Here is a 15,691-nt window from a genome sequence, read left to right on the forward strand (position 1 = left end):
CCGATCAGCTCTCGGCGGGACGAACCTGATCGCCTGCCTGAATGGGCTTGGTAGATGTGGTGATAACGTACTCGCTTCCCATAAGACCGTTTACAGCGGTGTTGTTGTCGTCCTTTGCAAGGACTTCGATATCATATCTCACAGCCTTGTAGCGGTTGCCGAGAGGGCTGCTCTTTGCTTCCATAACGAGGACGAACTTTCCGTTAGAGTCCTCTCTTACCGCTGCGTTGGGAACAACTGCGGAATAAGGCTGACCCTTGCTGCCCATGGAAAGGGTAATGGTCTGACCTGTGGAGATATCGGAGCCTGTAACGTTGAATACGAGAGTTTTCTGTGTCTGGGGATTTGCAGTGTCGGTCTTTACCTCGCTGAGTGTTGCGGAGAAGCTGTCGCCCCAGTACCAGCTTGTTATCTCTGCCTTGTCGCCAACCTTGACCTTCTTAGCCTGGTCATTCTTTACGGAGAAGGAAACGGTGTAGCCAAGGTCGGACACGCTGATTACTGCTGCCACTGTGCCCGCAGCAACCTCGCTGCCTGCTGTAACGGAAACGCTTTCAACAGTACCGCCCATTTTTGCGGTAACGACTGCGTCAAATGCCTCGCTCTTAAGCTTTTCGACCTTTTCCTTCTGTCTTTCGATGTCCTTTTTCTTTGCTTCAAGGTCAAGCTGATTGCTTTCGTTGGTAACGCTGTCGGTCTGCTTCTTTATTTCAAGTGCTGCATAAAGGTTATCAACGGTGTCCTTCTGCTCGGATATTTTAAGCTCCAGCTGTGAAGCGGAAAGATATCCTGCTGCGGTGGCATCGTCCTTTGCAGTGCCTGCGTTGGTGAGCTTTAATGTAACATCGTCCAGCTCTGCTGTTACCTTGTCGAGCTTTGCCTTTATTTCAAGCTTTATGGAACGAACATCGTTGCTCAGGGTGTCCTTGGCGCTGTTCAGGTTCTTCTTTGCCTTATTGAGTGTGCTTTCAGCATTTTTCAGCTTTGTTTTGAGAACTCCGCTGGTAGTGGATTTTGCAAGATAATTGGAAAGGTCTCTCTGGAGCTGGTCTATCTCCAGCGACTTTGTTGCGATGGAAGCTGAGATAGATGTGGTATCATCATCAGCCTTTGCGTTGTACAGGGAGATATAAAGCTGATTAAGCTCAACTGTTGCGGACTCGATAGACTTTCTTGTCTCCTCGATCTTGGAAGCATAGTCGGTATCTGCGCCAACGTCCTTGCTCAGCTCGTCATAATCGGACTGAGCTGTCTCGACCTTTTTTTCAAGCTCGGTAACACGGTCCTTGTCAGCTCTGAGGGTGTCGTAATACGCACCTGTAAGGTTTATCATATCATCGGATGTATCCGCATTTACGGCGCTGAGCTGATTGTTAAGGTCTTCCTTTTCCTTGGTAAGCTTATCCGATCTGCTTTTCAGGGAATTATAATCGTTGAGTGCGGAGGAAAGAGGGTCAGTGCCTGCAAGGGCAGCCTGATACTTTGCCTGAAGCTCGGAAAGCTCCTTTTCGGCTTTCTGTATCTCCAGATAATCGGACTGATACTTGGAGCTGTCGGACTGGGCAAGAACTGCCTTTTTGTAGTCAAGCTCCTTGTCCTCCAGATCCTTCTGGGCCTGAGTAAGCTCGTCGGAGTCGGAGTCCTCCAGCTCAAACAGGGTATCGCCTGCATTTATGGTCTGACCTGTCTTTACGGCAACGCTCTTGATAGTTCTTGTCTGGTCGAATTTTACCTCGTAGCTCTCGGCAGCCTCAACAGTTCCGCTGCCTCTTATCTGCTCGGAGATAGTACCCTGACTGACATAAACGGCAGATACCTGCGGCAGAGTGTAATTCATAAAAGTATTTGAGAAGAATGTAAGCACCAGCAGAACTGCCAGAAAAACAATGGCAATGTTCTTGATGACTTCCTTTCTCGGAGATCTGTTTTCATTATTCATCTTTATGATCATTCCTTTCGTGTAATAGATCAGCCCTTAATTCCGCCTGAGTAGGTGATTCCCTCAACCAGGTAATCCTCACCGTACAGGAACATGAGCAGCGACGGCATCATGTAGATAACTGCCACCGCAAATGCAAGTCCCGTATCGCCTGAGTTTATCTTTGACAGGAAAACCGACAGCGGGTGCATACTTTCGTCCGAGAGCAGTATAAGAGGCTGCTCGACCATGTTCCAGTAGTCAATGAACACCAGCATGAGCACGGAGAAAACTGCGCTTCTTACCATGGGGTAGCAGATGCTCGTGAATATCTGGAACTCGTTGGCTCCGTCCAGCATAGCTGCTTCAAAATATGTCTTTGGGATACGCTTCATTGCCTTTGTTAGCAGGAACACCGCAAAGGGCGAGAAAATTCCGGGGAGGATTATCGCCCATCTGGTATCGAGAATGCCCAGCTTTTCGGACACAAGATAGTTTGGAACCAGCGTTACCTGATAGGGCATGAGCATAAGTATGATATAGACAAAGAATATTATCTCTTTAAGCTTTCCCGTGAGCCTTGAAAAGCCGTAGGAAGCAAAGAGCGCCACCACCGTCTGGAATATTACGATAGGCACTGTAAGTATTGCTGAGTTCCAGAATTTCAGCAGATAATCGGGAGTCTTGAACAGCACCGAGAAATACTGGCTGAAGCTTACTATGTCGGGAATAAATTTCAGATTGACGGTCTTTGAGATAAAGGTCTTGCTGTCGGTAACGGAGTTAAAGACAACGCCGTAGTTTGCGTTTATCTCCGTCTGGGACATAAATGAGTTTGTGATGGTAAGCACAGTGGGCAGCAAAAATATCACTGCGGCAACAGCGGCAAATATGGTCATGAGCACCAGCAATATCTGCCTGAGTATTTTCTGGGGAGAAGGCTTCTTCTTTTTTGTCATTCTTCCACATCCTCTCCGAATTTATTGTCGATGATGAACAGCGCTCCGATAATTACCACCATTACCAGTGACATTATCATAGCCGCCGCAGAAAGCTTCTGATAATCCAGCGACTTGAAGGTGTTGTTCATAAAGTGCTGCAGCAGGTAAAGATCCTCAAAGGGATAATCGCCTGTCAGCAGATACACCTCTCGGAAAAGCTTGAAGGAGTTTATCAGCGAGAGGATAGTTACAAAAAGGATAGTCGGCGAAAGATACCTGAGCTTTATGTGCAGAAGCCTGTACAAGGGGCCTGCGCCCTCCAGCTCCGCAACCTCAAGGCAGTCACGGGGGATATTGTTCAGCGCCGCAAGGAAAAGTATCATGTTGTAGCCCAGATTTTTCCACAAAAACAGCAGAACGACCACCATAAGGCACTTGCTGGATTTCATCCAGTCAACCGGCTGTGCCTGGAACCATTCGCCAAGCACCGCATTGAGGGTACCGTTATAGTCAAACACTACCTGCCATATCAGCACGACGGAAGCCACGGGAACCATCATGGGGCAGAGGAAAAATGTTCGGAACATACTTTTTCCCGGTATCTTGGAATCCAGCAGGCTTGCCAGACCCAGCGACAGCACCACAGCCAGCGGAACTGCCACCGCCGAAAGTATCAGTGTGTTTTTTGCCGCAGTGATAAAGGCGTTGTTTTTGAAAAGCACCTGATAATTTCTCAGGAAAACAAAGTCTTTATTTATGGGATTATCGAGGAATGAATACCAGATAACGATCATAAACGGAATGATAAAGAATACAAGAACTCCCGCCAGGCTCGGAACTAACAACAGCCGTGCAAATGGCGTATTTGTGTCGGTGAGCTTTGATACACGAGAGCGCTTTTTTCTGTCCTGTTTCATAAAAAGCCTCCAAAATGACAGCGGGATAAATATCCCGTTTTATTCTACATTCAATTATACAATGTGTTTTGTAAAATTGCTACACCTGTACCAAACTGTAATCAATTATTAACCGAATATAATATCCATGGGTATCAATACGTAAATTATGCAGATAATAGTTACAGCGAACGTCACAATAACAACGGAAATGAGGAAAGAAAATGAAAGAAATGTTTTGCTTCCAGTGCCAGCAGACAGCTCACAACGTCGCCTGTGACGGCAAGGTTGGCGTGTGCGGCAAAAAGTCGGACACTGCAAATTTTCAGGACGAGCTTACAGGCGCTCTCATAGGGCTTGCAAGGGCATCAAAGTCGGGCAATCCCACCGATAAGACAGATGTTCTTATTCTCAAAGGGCTTTTTACCACCATCACCAACGTTAATTTCAACGATGTTACTATTAAAAAGATGAAAACAGAGGTCGAGCAGGAAAAGGGCCGTGTGAACGCCGAAAAGTTCGAGGACTATGACATGAATATGATATGGGACGCACACGAGGACATACGCTCCCTTAAATCCCTTATCCTTTTCGGAATAAAGGGTATGGCGGCATACGCATATCACGCCTATGCGCTGGGAAAGACAGACAGGACTGTGACCGATTTTCTGTACGAGGCTCTTTACGCTCTTGGCGAGGATAAATCCCCCGATGACCTGCTGAAGCTGGTACTCAAAACGGGCGAAGTGAATTTCAAGTGCATGGAAATGCTTGACGCTGCCAACACCGAAGCCTACGGTCAGCCTGTGCCCACAGAAGTTCCCCTGACCATTGAAAAAGGTCCCTTTATCGTTGTCAGCGGTCATGACCTCCACGATATGAAGCTTCTTCTGGAGCAGACACAGGGCAAGGGTATAAACATCTACACCCACAGCGAGATGCTCCCTGCCCACGGCTATCCGGAGCTGAAAAAATATCCTCACCTTAAAGGCAACTTCGGCACAGGCTGGCAGAACCAGCAGTCTGAGTTCCACAACATTCCTGCGCCTGTCCTTTTCACCACAAACTGCATCATGCCCGTGCGCCAGAGCTACTGCGACAGGGTGTTCACTACGTCCATCGTGTCATATCCCGAGCTGTGCCACATCGGCGATGACAAGGACTTCACCCCCGTTATCGAAAAGGCGATAGAGTGCGGAGGCTATGACGAGGACAAGCACATGACAGGCATGAACGGCGGAAGCACAGTCATCACGGGCTTTGCCAGAAATGCCGTGCTTTTCCACGCAGAAAAGATAATCGAGCTTGTAAAGGCAGGAAAGATAAAGCACTTTTTCCTTATCGGCGGCTGCGACGGCGCATCTCCCAGCAGAAGCTATTACACCGATTTTGCAAAGCTCACACCGCCAGACACTCTTATCCTAACCCTTGCCTGCGGAAAATACCGCATTAACGACCTTGACCTGGGCGATATCGAGGGTATCCCCAGAATACTTGACTGCGGTCAGTGCAACGACGCATACAGCGCCATCAAGATAGCCCTTGCCCTTGCGGACGCATTCGGCTGCGGCGTGAATGACCTGCCCCTCACCCTTGTGCTGTCATGGTACGAGCAGAAGGCGGTCTGCATTCTGCTGACCCTTTTGTGGCTCGGCATAAAGAACATTTACCTTGGCCCCACTATCCCCGCCTTTGTATCGGACAATGTGCTTTCAAAGCTTGTGGAGCTTTATAACATCACACCCACAAGCGAGCCTGCCGACGATCTGAAAAAAATTCTCGGCAGCTGAAAATTATAATAATATAATAAAAAAATCGGAGCTGTTGCAGCATAACTGAAACAGCTCCGAAATTTACATATAAATGCGACTAAGCCGATAAGCCGGGTTTTGTCGTGTGCGGAAATCTATCTGAGCGGATCGTCGCCGAAACGCTTTAGCCGTCTTTACGGTACGCCTGCCGAGCAGACATTGACGTACACGTACCAATAGACGTTGCATCGGATAGGGTTTACATGGCAGCAGCGTCTCCGCTGCCCCGGTGAGCTCTTACCTCGCCTTTCCACCCTTACTGAAAAAATCAGCGGTATATCTCTGTTGCACTTTCCCTAAGGTCACCCTCGGCTGCCGTTAGCAGCTACCCTGCTCTGTGATGCCCGGACTTTCCTAACGCAAAAAGCGTTCAACCGCATAGCTTACTCGCATTTACTATTATACCGTTTGCACGGTGATTTGTCAAGTGAAAGATAAAAACGGCGGCAGATAAACTGCCGCCGCCTTGAACTCAAGCGATACGATATAAAATATCAATATTTACGCTTACGAGCAGCTTCGGACTTCTTCTTGCGCTTAACCGAAGGCTTCTCATAGTGTTCTCTTTTACGAACCTCAGCGATTACGCCGTCCTTAGCGCAGCTTCTCTTGAAGCGCTTAAGAGCGGTTTCCAGAGTCTCGTTCTTTCCAACATGAATTTCTGCCAACTTTGTTCCCTCCCTTTGCCCTGCGGCAGAGGATTATATACGATATAACTTTTACATTATACAATATATCAAGCCATTTTGTCAAGTGTCTGCATTAAAAAGAACGCAGAATTTTCAGGTGCTTTTTTGTGCAAATTGATTACTTTGCAACAATATTTACAATTCGACCCTTTACGTAGATCTCCTTGACGATATTCTTGCCCTCGATCGCTGCTGCGACATCGGGATTTGCCTTTGCCTTGGCAATAGCGGAATCCTGATCCTCGTCAACGCCTACGTTGATCTTGCCTCTTACCTTGCCGTTTATCTGAACAGCAATTTCAATGGTATCAACAACAAGCTCCTTCTCGTCATAAACAGGCCATGGCTCGTAAGCGATGGTATCATTATGACCCAGCTTCTGCCACATTTCCTCGCATACGTGAGGAGTTATGCAGGACATCATCTTGATAATGCCCTCGGCATATTCCTTGGGGCACTTGCCTGCCTTGTATGCAGCGTTCATGAAAATCATGAGCTGGCTGATAGCGGTATTGAATGCGAGAGCCTCGAAATCATCGGTGACCTTCTTCACTGTCTGATGATATATCTTGGTGAGAGCACCGTCATTATCATCGGTCAGATTAGCAGGCTCGGTAAAGAAGTTCCATACTCTTACGATAAATCTCTTTGCACCCTCAACGCCTGCGCTGCTCCAGGGCTTGGAAACCTCCAGAGGGCCCATGAACATCTCGTAAAGACGGAGAGTATCAGCGCCGTAGTCTCTTACGATATCGCTGGGGTTGATAACGAACTCGGGATATCTCTTGCCCATTTTGATGCCGTTCTCGCCCAGGATCATACCCTGGTGAACCAGCTTCTTGAAGGGTTCCTTTGTAGGAGCAAGGCCCTTATCGTACAGATATCTGTTCCATATTCTTGAATACATCAGATGACCCACAGCGTGCTCAGGGCCGCCGATGTAAAGGTCAACGGGCATCCAGTGCTTTAAAAGCTCCTGATTTGCAAATTCCTTGTCATTATCCGGATCAATGTATCTGAAATAATACCAGCTGGAGCCTGCGCTTCCGGGCATGGTAGATGTTTCTCTTGTACCCTTTATGCCGTTGTGGTCATACTTCTTCCACTCAGTGGCATTTTCAAGGGGAGCCTTTCCGTTCTTGCCCTTGTAATCCTCAAGCTCGGGAAGGATAAGAGGAAGCTCATCATCATCAAGTACGTGTATTCCGCCGTCCTCGGTGTGAACTACAGGAACAGGCTCGCCCCAGTAGCGCTGACGTGCGAATATCCACTCTCTGAAATGGTAGTTTGTTGTCCTCTTGGCAACGCCCATCTTTTCAAGCTTTACAGTGATGGCTTCCTTAGCCTCTTCAACGGTAAGACCTGTGAACTCCTCGGAGTTGATAAGTCTGTAGCCCTTTCCGAGGTAATCGCCCTTTTCAAAAGCCTTTTCGGAAACATCAACGTGTCCCAGCTTTTCATCGCCGTCGATTACCTGTATCATGTCGATATTGTGAGCAACAGCGTACTCAAAGTCTCTCTGGTCATGGGAAGGTACTGCCATTACCGCACCTGTGCCGTAGCTTGCAAGAACGAAGTCACCGATGAACATTCTTACTTCCTTGCCGTTTACGGGATTTATGCAGGTAACGCCCTTAAGCTCGCAGCCTGACTTGGTCTTGTTGAGCTCGGTGCGATCCATATCGTTCTTTTTGAGAGTTTCGTCGATATATGCCTGAACCTCTTCCTTGTTCTCGATACGGGGCATAAGGTCCTTGACGATCTGTCCGTCAGGAGCAAGCACCATAAAGGTGATACCGTAAATAGTTTCGATACAGGTGGTGTAGATGCTGAACTCTCCGCCGCCGACGATGTTGAATTTTACCTCAACACCTGTGGATTTGCCGATCCAGTTTCTCTGGATAGCCTTGGTGGATTCGGGCCAGTCTATCTCGTCCAGACCTTCAAGAAGCTTTTCCGCAAAAGCAGGCTGATCTATTACCCACTGCTTCATGTTCTTTCTTACAACAGGGAATCCGCCGCGCTCTGATTTTCCGTCAATGACCTCATCATTGGAAAGAACAGTACCCAGCTCTTCGCACCAGTTTACGGGCATATCAACATACTTTGCATAGCCGTCAAGATAAAGCTGCTTGAATATCCACTGGGTCCACTTGTAGAACTTGGGGTCAGAGGTAGCGATCATCTTTGACCAGTCATAGTCAAAGCCCAGCTCCTTGAGCTGCTTTGAGAATGTCTCGATATTCTTCTGAGTAAATCCGTTGGGGTGATGACCTGTAGTTACGGCATACTGCTCAGCGGGCAGACCGAAAGAGTCATATCCCATAGGGTGAAGGACATTGTAGCCCTGCATTCTCTTCATTCTTGATACTATGTCGGTTGCTGTGTAGCCCTCAGGGTGTCCCGCATGGAGACCTACTCCCGAAGGATAGGGAAACATATCGAGGGCATAGAACTTGGGCTTGGAAAAGTCCCAGACATCTGTTTTGAATGTCTCATGCTCCTCCCAGTATTTCTGCCATTTGGGTTCAACCGAGGCAAAATCGTATCTTTCCAAAATAATCATTCCTTTGCTTTATTTGATGCGGAAAACCGCAGGTATAACATTATTTGAAGCGTCTTCTGCGCCTGCCTATCTTTACGCCGTGGCTCAGAATATCGTCTATCTCGTTTTCGGGATCGGAGCAGTAGGTGCTTATCCTCCTGTTGAAGAGCAGGAAAACGAACAGTCCCGCTGACACTACCGCCATTATGAGGTATGCTGTTTTCTTGAAGTTGTCGGGAAGAAATCCCCTTATGTGTATCTCTGTCATGAACCACGCAAACCTGTCAAACGCTCCGCCGAAGCCTGCAGCTCCCAGCGCAGAATTTATGGGCAGCATTATCAGCAGCATGAGCCGTGCTATCTGGCTGCCCCTTACTATGAGCCATGCAATTCCTGCCTCAACAAGAGCAATGCACATAGGCAGAGGCGTTGGGTCTGCTGCCAGATATATGAGCGCAAGTGCGGTAAAGCAGCCAAAGAACATTACTGCGTCCTTTTTGAAGGCCTGCAGCTGTTCACGTTCCTTTTTCAGCTCATCAAGGTACTCCTGCCGCCTTTCGGCAGCGCTTTTCTGAGGCGGAAGCTCCACCATTTCCCTGATAACGGTCTCACGGCGGTTGGCGCTCTTGTAATCCTCCGCAGGAGGCGGCTCGGCAGGATTGCCGTCCATATCGGTCATGCTTGGCGCTGCCACAGCTTCAGTCAGATCATCGGCTGCGGCTCTGTCATTTTCCTCGTCAATATCCCCCACCTCGGAGGAAAACACCGTTTCCTTCGGAAGAGGCGGAAGCTCAAAGTCGTCGTTCATATCATTCATCGGCTGTCATCAATGGTATAGTCATGAACAGCGGAATTGAACATAAAGAAATATGTCATTACGCCGTTGAAGATAATGCCAAGGATATATATGAATCTTGTCACGCCTATTAACGAGGACGCTTCAATTCCCATATCATCTAAGAGCTGATTTGCGTTTGCAAGCATTATAATTCCACGTATGCAATCAATAAGATCCCACACATAGAGCCATGCCAGTATGCGGCGTGATTTTTCGCTCTGCTTCATGAATTTCAGGGCATGGTAGATGATAAGTCCGCCCAGTACAATGCCCAGAAGTCCGACTAAGCTTACCTCCAGGTGTCCGAGAATGGTAAATGCACCAAGGACAATGGAAATGATGCCCAGCACATTTGCCTTGCCGTGACCTCTTTCATATTTTTCGGCATTCATCTGCTCGGTTGCGGCAAAAAAGTCGTTTGTTCTCTGAGCCGAACCCTGATCGTTCCTGTTGTAAACACTGCTGTAGCTTGCTGCGCCGTTGTTCTGAGTGCCTGTGCTTGCAGTGCCGCCCGAAACGGGAGTATATCCGCCCGATACGGGAGCCGCAGGCTGAACATTTCTTTTTGGTGCGCTGTATGAAGATGCGCCCATTTCGGAAATGCCGCTCACGGAAGCTGTGCCTGTCATGCTGTTTGCGGCAGGACTTCCGGTTGCGGAAGTATTGTTTGACGAAGCACCCATTTCAGAAATTCCGCCCATAGGAGAAACGCCTCCCATTTCGGATATCTGAGCAGATGTCTGCACAGATGCCTGTACAGGCGCCTGCTTCTGAGGCTCAGCCTTTACGGGCTGAACGGGAGCAGAGCCGTCCATCTCGCTGAGGACAGGCATTTCTATATCAGAAAGGTCCTCCCCTGCGCCAAAGGCAGGCGATGTGCGTGCAGGCTCGTCAAGCCCCTCAGATGCGTCGGGAACGTCGCTGTAGTCATGTTCCATCTCGGGAAGATCAAGAGAATCCATATTAAGTTCGTCCATTATTATACCCCTTTTCATTTATTGCTGTTAAAATATGCTCTTACACTTTTGTCAATCAAAGTAAACCACAAGGGAACGAAGCTTATCGCTGTCACAATAAGCTCAACTGCGATATACGAGCTGACGCCGTTATGGGCATTGCCCGCTGCCACAATTAACGCACCAAAAAAGCCAAGTACCTGAAGTCCGAAGTCCACTGCCGCCAGCACGCCGATAATGATCCTCGATACGTTGCTGCCCAGCATATATGTGACTGTCAGCACCATATACAGCGCAATAGGTATAAGCAATAAAAGCGCTATGACCGTTTCCACCGAGCCTGATGTTGTAAAGCTCAGCATCAGCATTGCGAAAAATGCCACCACCGCAGGAGCGGTAAGTATCACGCCGATTACCCTTGTCTTTATCATTCCCTTTTTTATAAGCTGCGGGTCATAGGTGTATATGACCTCCTCAGCCTCAGGCGGAAGCACTCCCGGAGGAACAACATCGCCCTTTGGATTTTCGTCGCCGTAAAGATTAGCATAGCTGTTGTTATTGTTGTCCATATTTACCCCTTATGTCAATCAGTCTATCATAGATGAAATGTCTATCTCCTCGCCGTCTCTCCAGAGGCGCTCCAGATTGTAAAAATCCCTCTGGTCTCTTGAGAAAACGTGCACGATGATATCACCGTAGTCAAGAACTATCCAGTTGGAACCGTTGTTGCCCTGTATCTGATTTGGTGCAAGTCCCGCTTCCTTTAGCCTGAACTCGACCTCGTCCGCCAGCGCCCTGGTCTGGGTGCTTGACGTACCATCGGCTATTACGAAATAATCCGCAAGTACGGAAAGCTCCTTTATCTTTATTACCTTGATATCCTCGGCTTTTTTGCTGTCAAGAGTTTTTACGATAAGCTCCAGAGCTTCATTCTGCGTCATCTGCATTACTCCTTTCACTTGTCCTGTTTAATGAGTGCTGTATAATAATTGTATGTCTGCATGGAATTTTCGGGGATAAACGAGCCTTTGGCGATAACGTCGCTGAGAGTAAACCTTGCGGCTTCCAGCATTGCGCCGTTTATATCCTCAAAAGCAAGCCGCCTCATTCTTCCCACGTCCTTATATGTCCTGTCCTCGGAAATAAGGTCGGCAAGATACACACATTCCTCCAGGCGTGACATTCCTGCTCTGCCTGTGGTATGGTAGCGGACGGCATTGAGAATATCCTCATCATGGATATGGAGCACATTCTCGCCGTACCATGAGCCTGCCGCCGCATGATAAAGGGCAGGTATCTTCTGCTCCGTTTCATCAATGCCCTGATGGCACTTTTGAGCCATGGCAAGCTGTTCATCGGTGGGAACTTCCTTGCAGATATCATGCACCAGTCCCGCAAGGTAAGCCTTTTCGATATCAGCGCCGTATTTCTCCGCCAGCTTCAGTGCGGCGTCAGCCACATTAAGGCTGTGGGTGTATCTTTTCTTGGAAAGCCTTATTTTAAGGATATCCCTTAATTCGTTTATATTAACACTGCACATCTGAGCATCCAAAACTATCACCGTTTCTGTAAATTTTATTACACACTATATATTTTACTACATCTTCCTCAATATAGCAAGATATATCCTGATTGTTTAAAATTTTTTCACGAATTTCGGTTGACGAGATGTCAAAGGGTCGGGTCTTGATGATATGCACCACGCCGCCCAGCCGCCTGATATTGTCCGCATAGCCGTTTATCCTGCCCATATCCTCATCGGAGCGTGCAGCCGCAGCGATCTCAGCCATCTTTATGATATCCCCTGCCCTGTGCCATCTGGGGAGCGACTCCAGCGAATCGCTTCCAACTGTAAGTATCAGCCTGTCACCCGGATATATCTCACGCAGATGCTCCAGCGTTACCGCCGTGTAGCTTACTCCGCCCTTGCTTATCTCGTAGTCGGATACCTCACAAACAGGTATGCTCCCGAAAGCAAGCCTGCACATCTCCATACGGTCTTTACCGTCAGCGGGAGACATGGCATTTGCCTTGAAGGGGTTCAGGAACGCAGGCATAATGATAACTCTGTCAATCTGCGGGATAGTATCCAGCAGCGACCTTACGGCATTGACGTGCCCCTTGTGAACAGGGTCAAAGCTGCCGCCGAAAAGTGCTGTTATCACTTTTTCTTGTTTGAGGAAGGAAGCTCAATCTTAGGCTCCTGGGGATTTCTCTTGAAGAGTGTGAGCTTGTTGCCTATTACCTGCACTACCTCGGACTTTGTGCCCTCTGCCAGAGCTTCAGCAGCCTCCGCAGCGGAAAGCATTGCAGCGTCCAATACCTTTATTTTAACGATCTCTCTTGCCTTGAGAGCATCTCTTACCTGGTCGATGAGATTTTCGCCGATACCGCCCTTGCCCACCTGAAAAATGGTGTCTTCCTTAGCGGCAATTCCTCTTAAATAAGCTCTTTGTTTGCTTGTAAGCATAATTTCATTTCCTTTCAGCCTTGTATAATATATGCGGCATATCCATGCCGTAATAATGCTTCACGAAAGTACCCGCAGGGGTCATTCCGTTCCTTTTTGCCACATTCTGTGACGGTATATTGTTGTCTCTTATGATAGAGTATATCTTATTGAAGCCCGGCACATTGAAAGCATATTCTCTGCAGGCAGAAGCCGCCTCGGCAGCATATCCCTTATGCCGGCAGTCCTTTCGGAAAAGATAGCCTATCTCGGGCACCATTCCCCCGCTGACAAGCTCCTCGGGAACTTCCTGCATCGTAATGCCGCACTGACCTATCATACATTCATTCTCTCTGAGAATGACAGCCCACTGCCCGAAGTCGTATTATTCATACCGCTTCATCTGGCGGTCAAGCCACTGCTTTACCTCTCCGTCCGAAAAAGCGAGCTCATAAGCGTACATAACGTCCTTATCCTGCAAAATGGCACTGAGCGGCGCAATATCCTCATTGCCCATTCTTCTCAAATAAAGACGGGGCGTAACGATCACTGCTCCCTGCATTTGTTTCTTTCCTCCGTTTCTCTCATGGAAAAGACACAGCCGCAGTAATTCTGCCTGTAAATGCCGTATATTTTTGACAGCTCTGTTGAACGCTTGTAGCCGTTTTTCTTCTTGAAATCGGAGAAAAGATAGCTTACGCCGTATTTCTCCGCCAGCTCCCCGCCTATCTCATTGAGCTTCCCGGCGTTCTTGTGAGGACTTATGGAAAGCGTGGTGGTAAAGTAGTCAAAACCCTTTTCCGCTGCAAGCTTTGCCGTTTTTTCAAGGCGCAGTCTGTAGCAGGCAAAGCATCTTTCGCCGCCCTCGGGTATTTTTTCAAGCCCCTTTACCGTTTCATAAAAGCTCTCGCTTTCATATTCCGCACCGATGAAGCTTATGGGATTTTCCGCAGGCATCAGCGAGATGAATCTCTCCTGCTCCGTGCGGCGCTTGAAAAACTCCTCGGGTGGGTAAATATTGGGGTTATAATAAAAAACCGTTATTTGGAAATAACGGGAAAGATACTCCAGAACATAGCTTGAGCAGGGAGCGCAGCAGCTGTGGAGCAGCAGGGACGGCGTTCCGTCACGGGCTGCGATCGTTCTCTCAAGCATAGCCTGATAGTTTATATTATCTGTCATTTAAAAAATTCCTCAATGGGTAATTACTTCTTTTTGGTCTCAGATGTTTTGGTATCCGAGGTCTTTCCGCCTGTTTTGCTGTCGGAAGCACTCTTCTTCGAGCTTGCGGCAGGTTTCTTTTCATCGGCAGAAGTGCTTGTAGTCTCTTCTGCAGCTGCGGAAGTCTCCTCAGTCTCTTCGGGAGCGGTTGTTACCTCAGCTTCATCGGAAACGGCGGTCTCAGCCTCTTTCTCGGCTTCCTCAGCCTTGGTTTCCTCAAATGCGGTCACATCTGCCTGGATCTTTGAAAGCAGTGTTCTGTATGCAGAGGACTTGAAGTGCATTCCGTCCGACTCGGCATAGGAATAATTGAAATATCCCGTGGAGCTTTTCAGCACGGAAGCCGCATCAACAAAAAGCATATCCTTTTCTGTGCAGTAGTCGCTAAGGCTGTCGTTATACTCGTTTATCTTTGCCATAACGTCAATATCCTTGACGGTAGCGGCATACTCTGGAGTAACGGGAGGCACGCTGATTATCATGACCTCTGTATCGGGGCAGGCGGTCTTTATGAGCGTTACCAGAGTATCGGTGGATTTGAGCATATTATCCACAGAAAGCCACTGGATACCGTTGGAGCCAAGCATTATATACACACGCTTTGGTGTGGTATATGTAAGCATATCTGAAATGCCGATGTCGCCGAAGCAGGTGGAAACTGTTTTTGTAAGCACTGTTGAGGGGTTAAGACCCACCTTTGCAAAAACGTTCCTGTCATTCAAAAAGCCGTAAAGGGAATAGCCTGTAGAAATAGAGTCGCCGATGAACAGATCTTCCGAGAAGAACTCACTGTCATAGTCCGTAGGCGCAGCTGTTGTAACGGGCACCTCTGCCATTGGTACCGAGCAGTCGGTAACGACCTCAGATGCGTGAGCAGCTGTAGTTGCGGGAACGGTAGTCTCAGCAGGGATCTGAGGAGAAGTCTCGGTCACTGCGGGAGCAGTTGAAACCGTGGTCTCGGCAGATATCTCGGTCACAGCCTCAGTCTGGGAGCTGGCTGCCTTTTCCGCCGACACTGTTTCGGAGTCAACAGTCTCATCTTCCAAAATTTCTGTGACAGCCTCCGTCATGGTCTCGGAAGAACCGAGAGTAGGCTCAGTCTCAGCCTCTTCCTCGGAATAATATTCATAATCCACAGCCTCATCAAAGTCAGCCGTCTCATTTTTGCCTGCGCAGCCTGCCAGCATTAAAACGGACAGAACGGCAGCCGCAAGAGCCAGCATTCTCTTCGGGGATATCGCACACGCTCCGTCGTTGAAGTTATCGGACATTTCTGTATTCCTCTCTGTTTCTCAGAAATATTATATGTAAAGCAAATAGATTCTCACGTACAAAGATATTATAACATATATTTGGCAAAAGTAAAACTGTCATTGATACAGAAAATGGTGCTAATTTTTCGGTAATTTTCTATGATTTTTGATAAA

Annotated in this window: 16 protein-coding genes, 1 other RNA gene and 1 pseudogene; 1 reads left to right on the top strand and 17 read right to left on the bottom strand. The window is 48.1% G+C overall.

All coding sequences use genetic code 11. The features are described from left to right. Positions 1 to 4 precede the first annotated feature (4 nt). The 3 genes from OCV68_RS03855 to OCV68_RS03865 are packed head-to-tail and all read right to left on the bottom strand — an operon-like array spanning position 5 to position 3,776. Positions 5 to 1,939: a biotin/lipoyl-binding protein gene (locus OCV68_RS03855; RefSeq protein WP_262570870.1), complete on the bottom strand. Its 1,935-nt coding sequence runs from the start codon at positions 1,937 to 1,939 to the stop codon at positions 5 to 7. Between the two features lie 29 nt (positions 1,940 to 1,968). Further along, positions 1,969 to 2,877, bottom strand: a complete 909-nt coding sequence (locus OCV68_RS03860; RefSeq protein ID WP_022474861.1) for a carbohydrate ABC transporter permease — start codon at positions 2,875 to 2,877, stop codon at positions 1,969 to 1,971. Then, positions 2,874 to 3,776, bottom strand: a complete 903-nt coding sequence (locus OCV68_RS03865) for a carbohydrate ABC transporter permease (RefSeq protein ID WP_147621101.1) — start codon at positions 3,774 to 3,776, stop codon at positions 2,874 to 2,876. Before OCV68_RS03865 ends, OCV68_RS03860 begins: the two co-directional genes overlap by 4 nt. A gap of 203 nt (positions 3,777 to 3,979) precedes the next feature. Between OCV68_RS03865 and hcp the strand changes: the two genes are divergently transcribed. Then, positions 3,980 to 5,545, top strand: coding sequence for a hydroxylamine reductase (hcp, locus tag OCV68_RS03870; protein WP_262570873.1), 1,566 nt, complete (start codon positions 3,980 to 3,982; stop codon positions 5,543 to 5,545). A 72-nt stretch (positions 5,546 to 5,617) separates the two neighbouring features. Here hcp and rnpB read toward each other — a convergent pair. The 14 genes and pseudogenes from rnpB to OCV68_RS03935 all read right to left on the bottom strand — a co-directional run bounded on the left by rnpB (position 5,618) and on the right by OCV68_RS03935 (position 15,535). After that, positions 5,618 to 5,956: RNase P RNA component class A (rnpB, locus tag OCV68_RS03875), an RNA gene on the bottom strand. A gap of 104 nt (positions 5,957 to 6,060) precedes the next feature. Next, positions 6,061 to 6,234 carry a 30S ribosomal protein S21 gene (rpsU, locus tag OCV68_RS03880; protein ID WP_022474864.1) on the bottom strand — a complete coding sequence of 58 codons (174 nt, stop codon included), beginning with the start codon at positions 6,232 to 6,234 and terminating at the stop codon, positions 6,061 to 6,063. A 139-nt stretch (positions 6,235 to 6,373) separates the two neighbouring features. After that, positions 6,374 to 8,812, bottom strand: coding sequence for a leucine--tRNA ligase (gene leuS, locus OCV68_RS03885; protein ID WP_147621099.1), 2,439 nt, complete (start codon positions 8,810 to 8,812; stop codon positions 6,374 to 6,376). 49 nt (positions 8,813 to 8,861) lie between these two features. Further along, positions 8,862 to 9,608 carry a hypothetical protein gene (locus OCV68_RS03890; protein WP_262570875.1) on the bottom strand — a complete coding sequence of 249 codons (747 nt, stop codon included), beginning with the start codon at positions 9,606 to 9,608 and terminating at the stop codon, positions 8,862 to 8,864. A gap of 5 nt (positions 9,609 to 9,613) precedes the next feature. Beyond that, entirely contained in the window at positions 9,614 to 10,615 is a 1,002-nt protein-coding gene (locus tag OCV68_RS03895; RefSeq protein ID WP_147621097.1) for a hypothetical protein, read from the bottom strand. 14 nt (positions 10,616 to 10,629) lie between these two features. Then, positions 10,630 to 11,163: a hypothetical protein gene (locus tag OCV68_RS03900; protein WP_262570877.1), complete on the bottom strand. Its 534-nt coding sequence runs from the start codon at positions 11,161 to 11,163 to the stop codon at positions 10,630 to 10,632. Positions 11,164 to 11,181: 18 nt separating this feature from the next. Further along, positions 11,182 to 11,535 (bottom strand): ribosome silencing factor, encoded by a 354-nt coding sequence (gene rsfS, locus OCV68_RS03905; protein WP_022474869.1) that lies wholly within the window; start codon positions 11,533 to 11,535, stop codon positions 11,182 to 11,184. 14 nt (positions 11,536 to 11,549) lie between these two features. Then, a complete protein-coding gene (yqeK, locus tag OCV68_RS03910) occupies positions 11,550 to 12,134 on the bottom strand; it encodes a bis(5'-nucleosyl)-tetraphosphatase (symmetrical) YqeK (RefSeq protein ID WP_262570879.1) in 585 nt (194 codons plus the stop codon). Next, on the bottom strand, positions 12,121 to 12,759 hold the full coding sequence (gene nadD / locus OCV68_RS03915) for a nicotinate (nicotinamide) nucleotide adenylyltransferase (protein ID WP_022474871.1): 639 nt from the start codon (positions 12,757 to 12,759) through the stop codon (positions 12,121 to 12,123). The genes yqeK and nadD overlap by 14 nt, the downstream gene beginning before the upstream one ends. Next, on the bottom strand, positions 12,756 to 13,064 hold the full coding sequence (gene yhbY / locus OCV68_RS03920; RefSeq protein WP_147621094.1) for a ribosome assembly RNA-binding protein YhbY: 309 nt from the start codon (positions 13,062 to 13,064) through the stop codon (positions 12,756 to 12,758). Before yhbY ends, nadD begins: the two co-directional genes overlap by 4 nt. Before the next feature lie 4 nt (positions 13,065 to 13,068). Beyond that, positions 13,069 to 13,410 (bottom strand): annotated as a pseudogene (locus tag OCV68_RS14720) (GNAT family N-acetyltransferase); the annotation flags it as partial. A gap of 18 nt (positions 13,411 to 13,428) precedes the next feature. Further along, a complete protein-coding gene (locus tag OCV68_RS14725) occupies positions 13,429 to 13,605 on the bottom strand; it encodes a GNAT family N-acetyltransferase (RefSeq protein ID WP_394803494.1) in 177 nt (58 codons plus the stop codon). Further along, on the bottom strand, positions 13,590 to 14,225 hold the full coding sequence (locus OCV68_RS03930) for an epoxyqueuosine reductase QueH (protein ID WP_147621092.1): 636 nt from the start codon (positions 14,223 to 14,225) through the stop codon (positions 13,590 to 13,592). Before OCV68_RS03930 ends, OCV68_RS14725 begins: the two co-directional genes overlap by 16 nt. Positions 14,226 to 14,248: 23 nt before the next feature. Next, positions 14,249 to 15,535, bottom strand: coding sequence for a GDSL-type esterase/lipase family protein (locus OCV68_RS03935; RefSeq protein ID WP_262570882.1), 1,287 nt, complete (start codon positions 15,533 to 15,535; stop codon positions 14,249 to 14,251). Positions 15,536 to 15,691: the final 156 nt, after the last annotated feature.

It is taken from the genome of Huintestinicola butyrica (genome assembly GCF_025567215.1).
Taxonomy (GTDB): Bacteria; Bacillota; Clostridia; order Oscillospirales; family Ruminococcaceae; genus Huintestinicola; species Huintestinicola butyrica.

What these genes read in the sequence shown, in the direction of transcription:
- OCV68_RS03890 (WP_262570875.1), bottom strand. Translation starts at nt 9,608, where the DNA reads ATGAACGACGACTTTGAGCTTCCGCCTCTTCCGAAGGAAACGGTGTTT.
- OCV68_RS03895 (WP_147621097.1), bottom strand. Translation starts at nt 10,615, where the DNA reads ATGGACGAACTTAATATGGATTCTCTTGATCTTCCCGAGATGGAACAT.
- OCV68_RS03930 (WP_147621092.1), bottom strand. Translation starts at nt 14,225, where the DNA reads ATGACAGATAATATAAACTATCAGGCTATGCTTGAGAGAACGATCGCA.
- OCV68_RS03900 (WP_262570877.1), bottom strand. Translation starts at nt 11,163, where the DNA reads ATGGACAACAATAACAACAGCTATGCTAATCTTTACGGCGACGAAAAT.
- OCV68_RS03860 (WP_022474861.1), bottom strand. Translation starts at nt 2,877, where the DNA reads ATGACAAAAAAGAAGAAGCCTTCTCCCCAGAAAATACTCAGGCAGATA.
- OCV68_RS03935 (WP_262570882.1), bottom strand. Translation starts at nt 15,535, where the DNA reads ATGTCCGATAACTTCAACGACGGAGCGTGTGCGATATCCCCGAAGAGA.
- OCV68_RS03865 (WP_147621101.1), bottom strand. Translation starts at nt 3,776, where the DNA reads ATGAAACAGGACAGAAAAAAGCGCTCTCGTGTATCAAAGCTCACCGAC.
- rsfS (WP_022474869.1), bottom strand. Translation starts at nt 11,535, where the DNA reads ATGACGCAGAATGAAGCTCTGGAGCTTATCGTAAAAACTCTTGACAGC.
- OCV68_RS14725 (WP_394803494.1), bottom strand. Translation starts at nt 13,605, where the DNA reads ATGCAGGGAGCAGTGATCGTTACGCCCCGTCTTTATTTGAGAAGAATG.
- hcp (WP_262570873.1), top strand. Translation starts at nt 3,980, where the DNA reads ATGAAAGAAATGTTTTGCTTCCAGTGCCAGCAGACAGCTCACAACGTC.
- OCV68_RS03855 (WP_262570870.1), bottom strand. Translation starts at nt 1,939, where the DNA reads ATGAATAATGAAAACAGATCTCCGAGAAAGGAAGTCATCAAGAACATT.
- yqeK (WP_262570879.1), bottom strand. Translation starts at nt 12,134, where the DNA reads ATGTGCAGTGTTAATATAAACGAATTAAGGGATATCCTTAAAATAAGG.
- yhbY (WP_147621094.1), bottom strand. Translation starts at nt 13,064, where the DNA reads ATGCTTACAAGCAAACAAAGAGCTTATTTAAGAGGAATTGCCGCTAAG.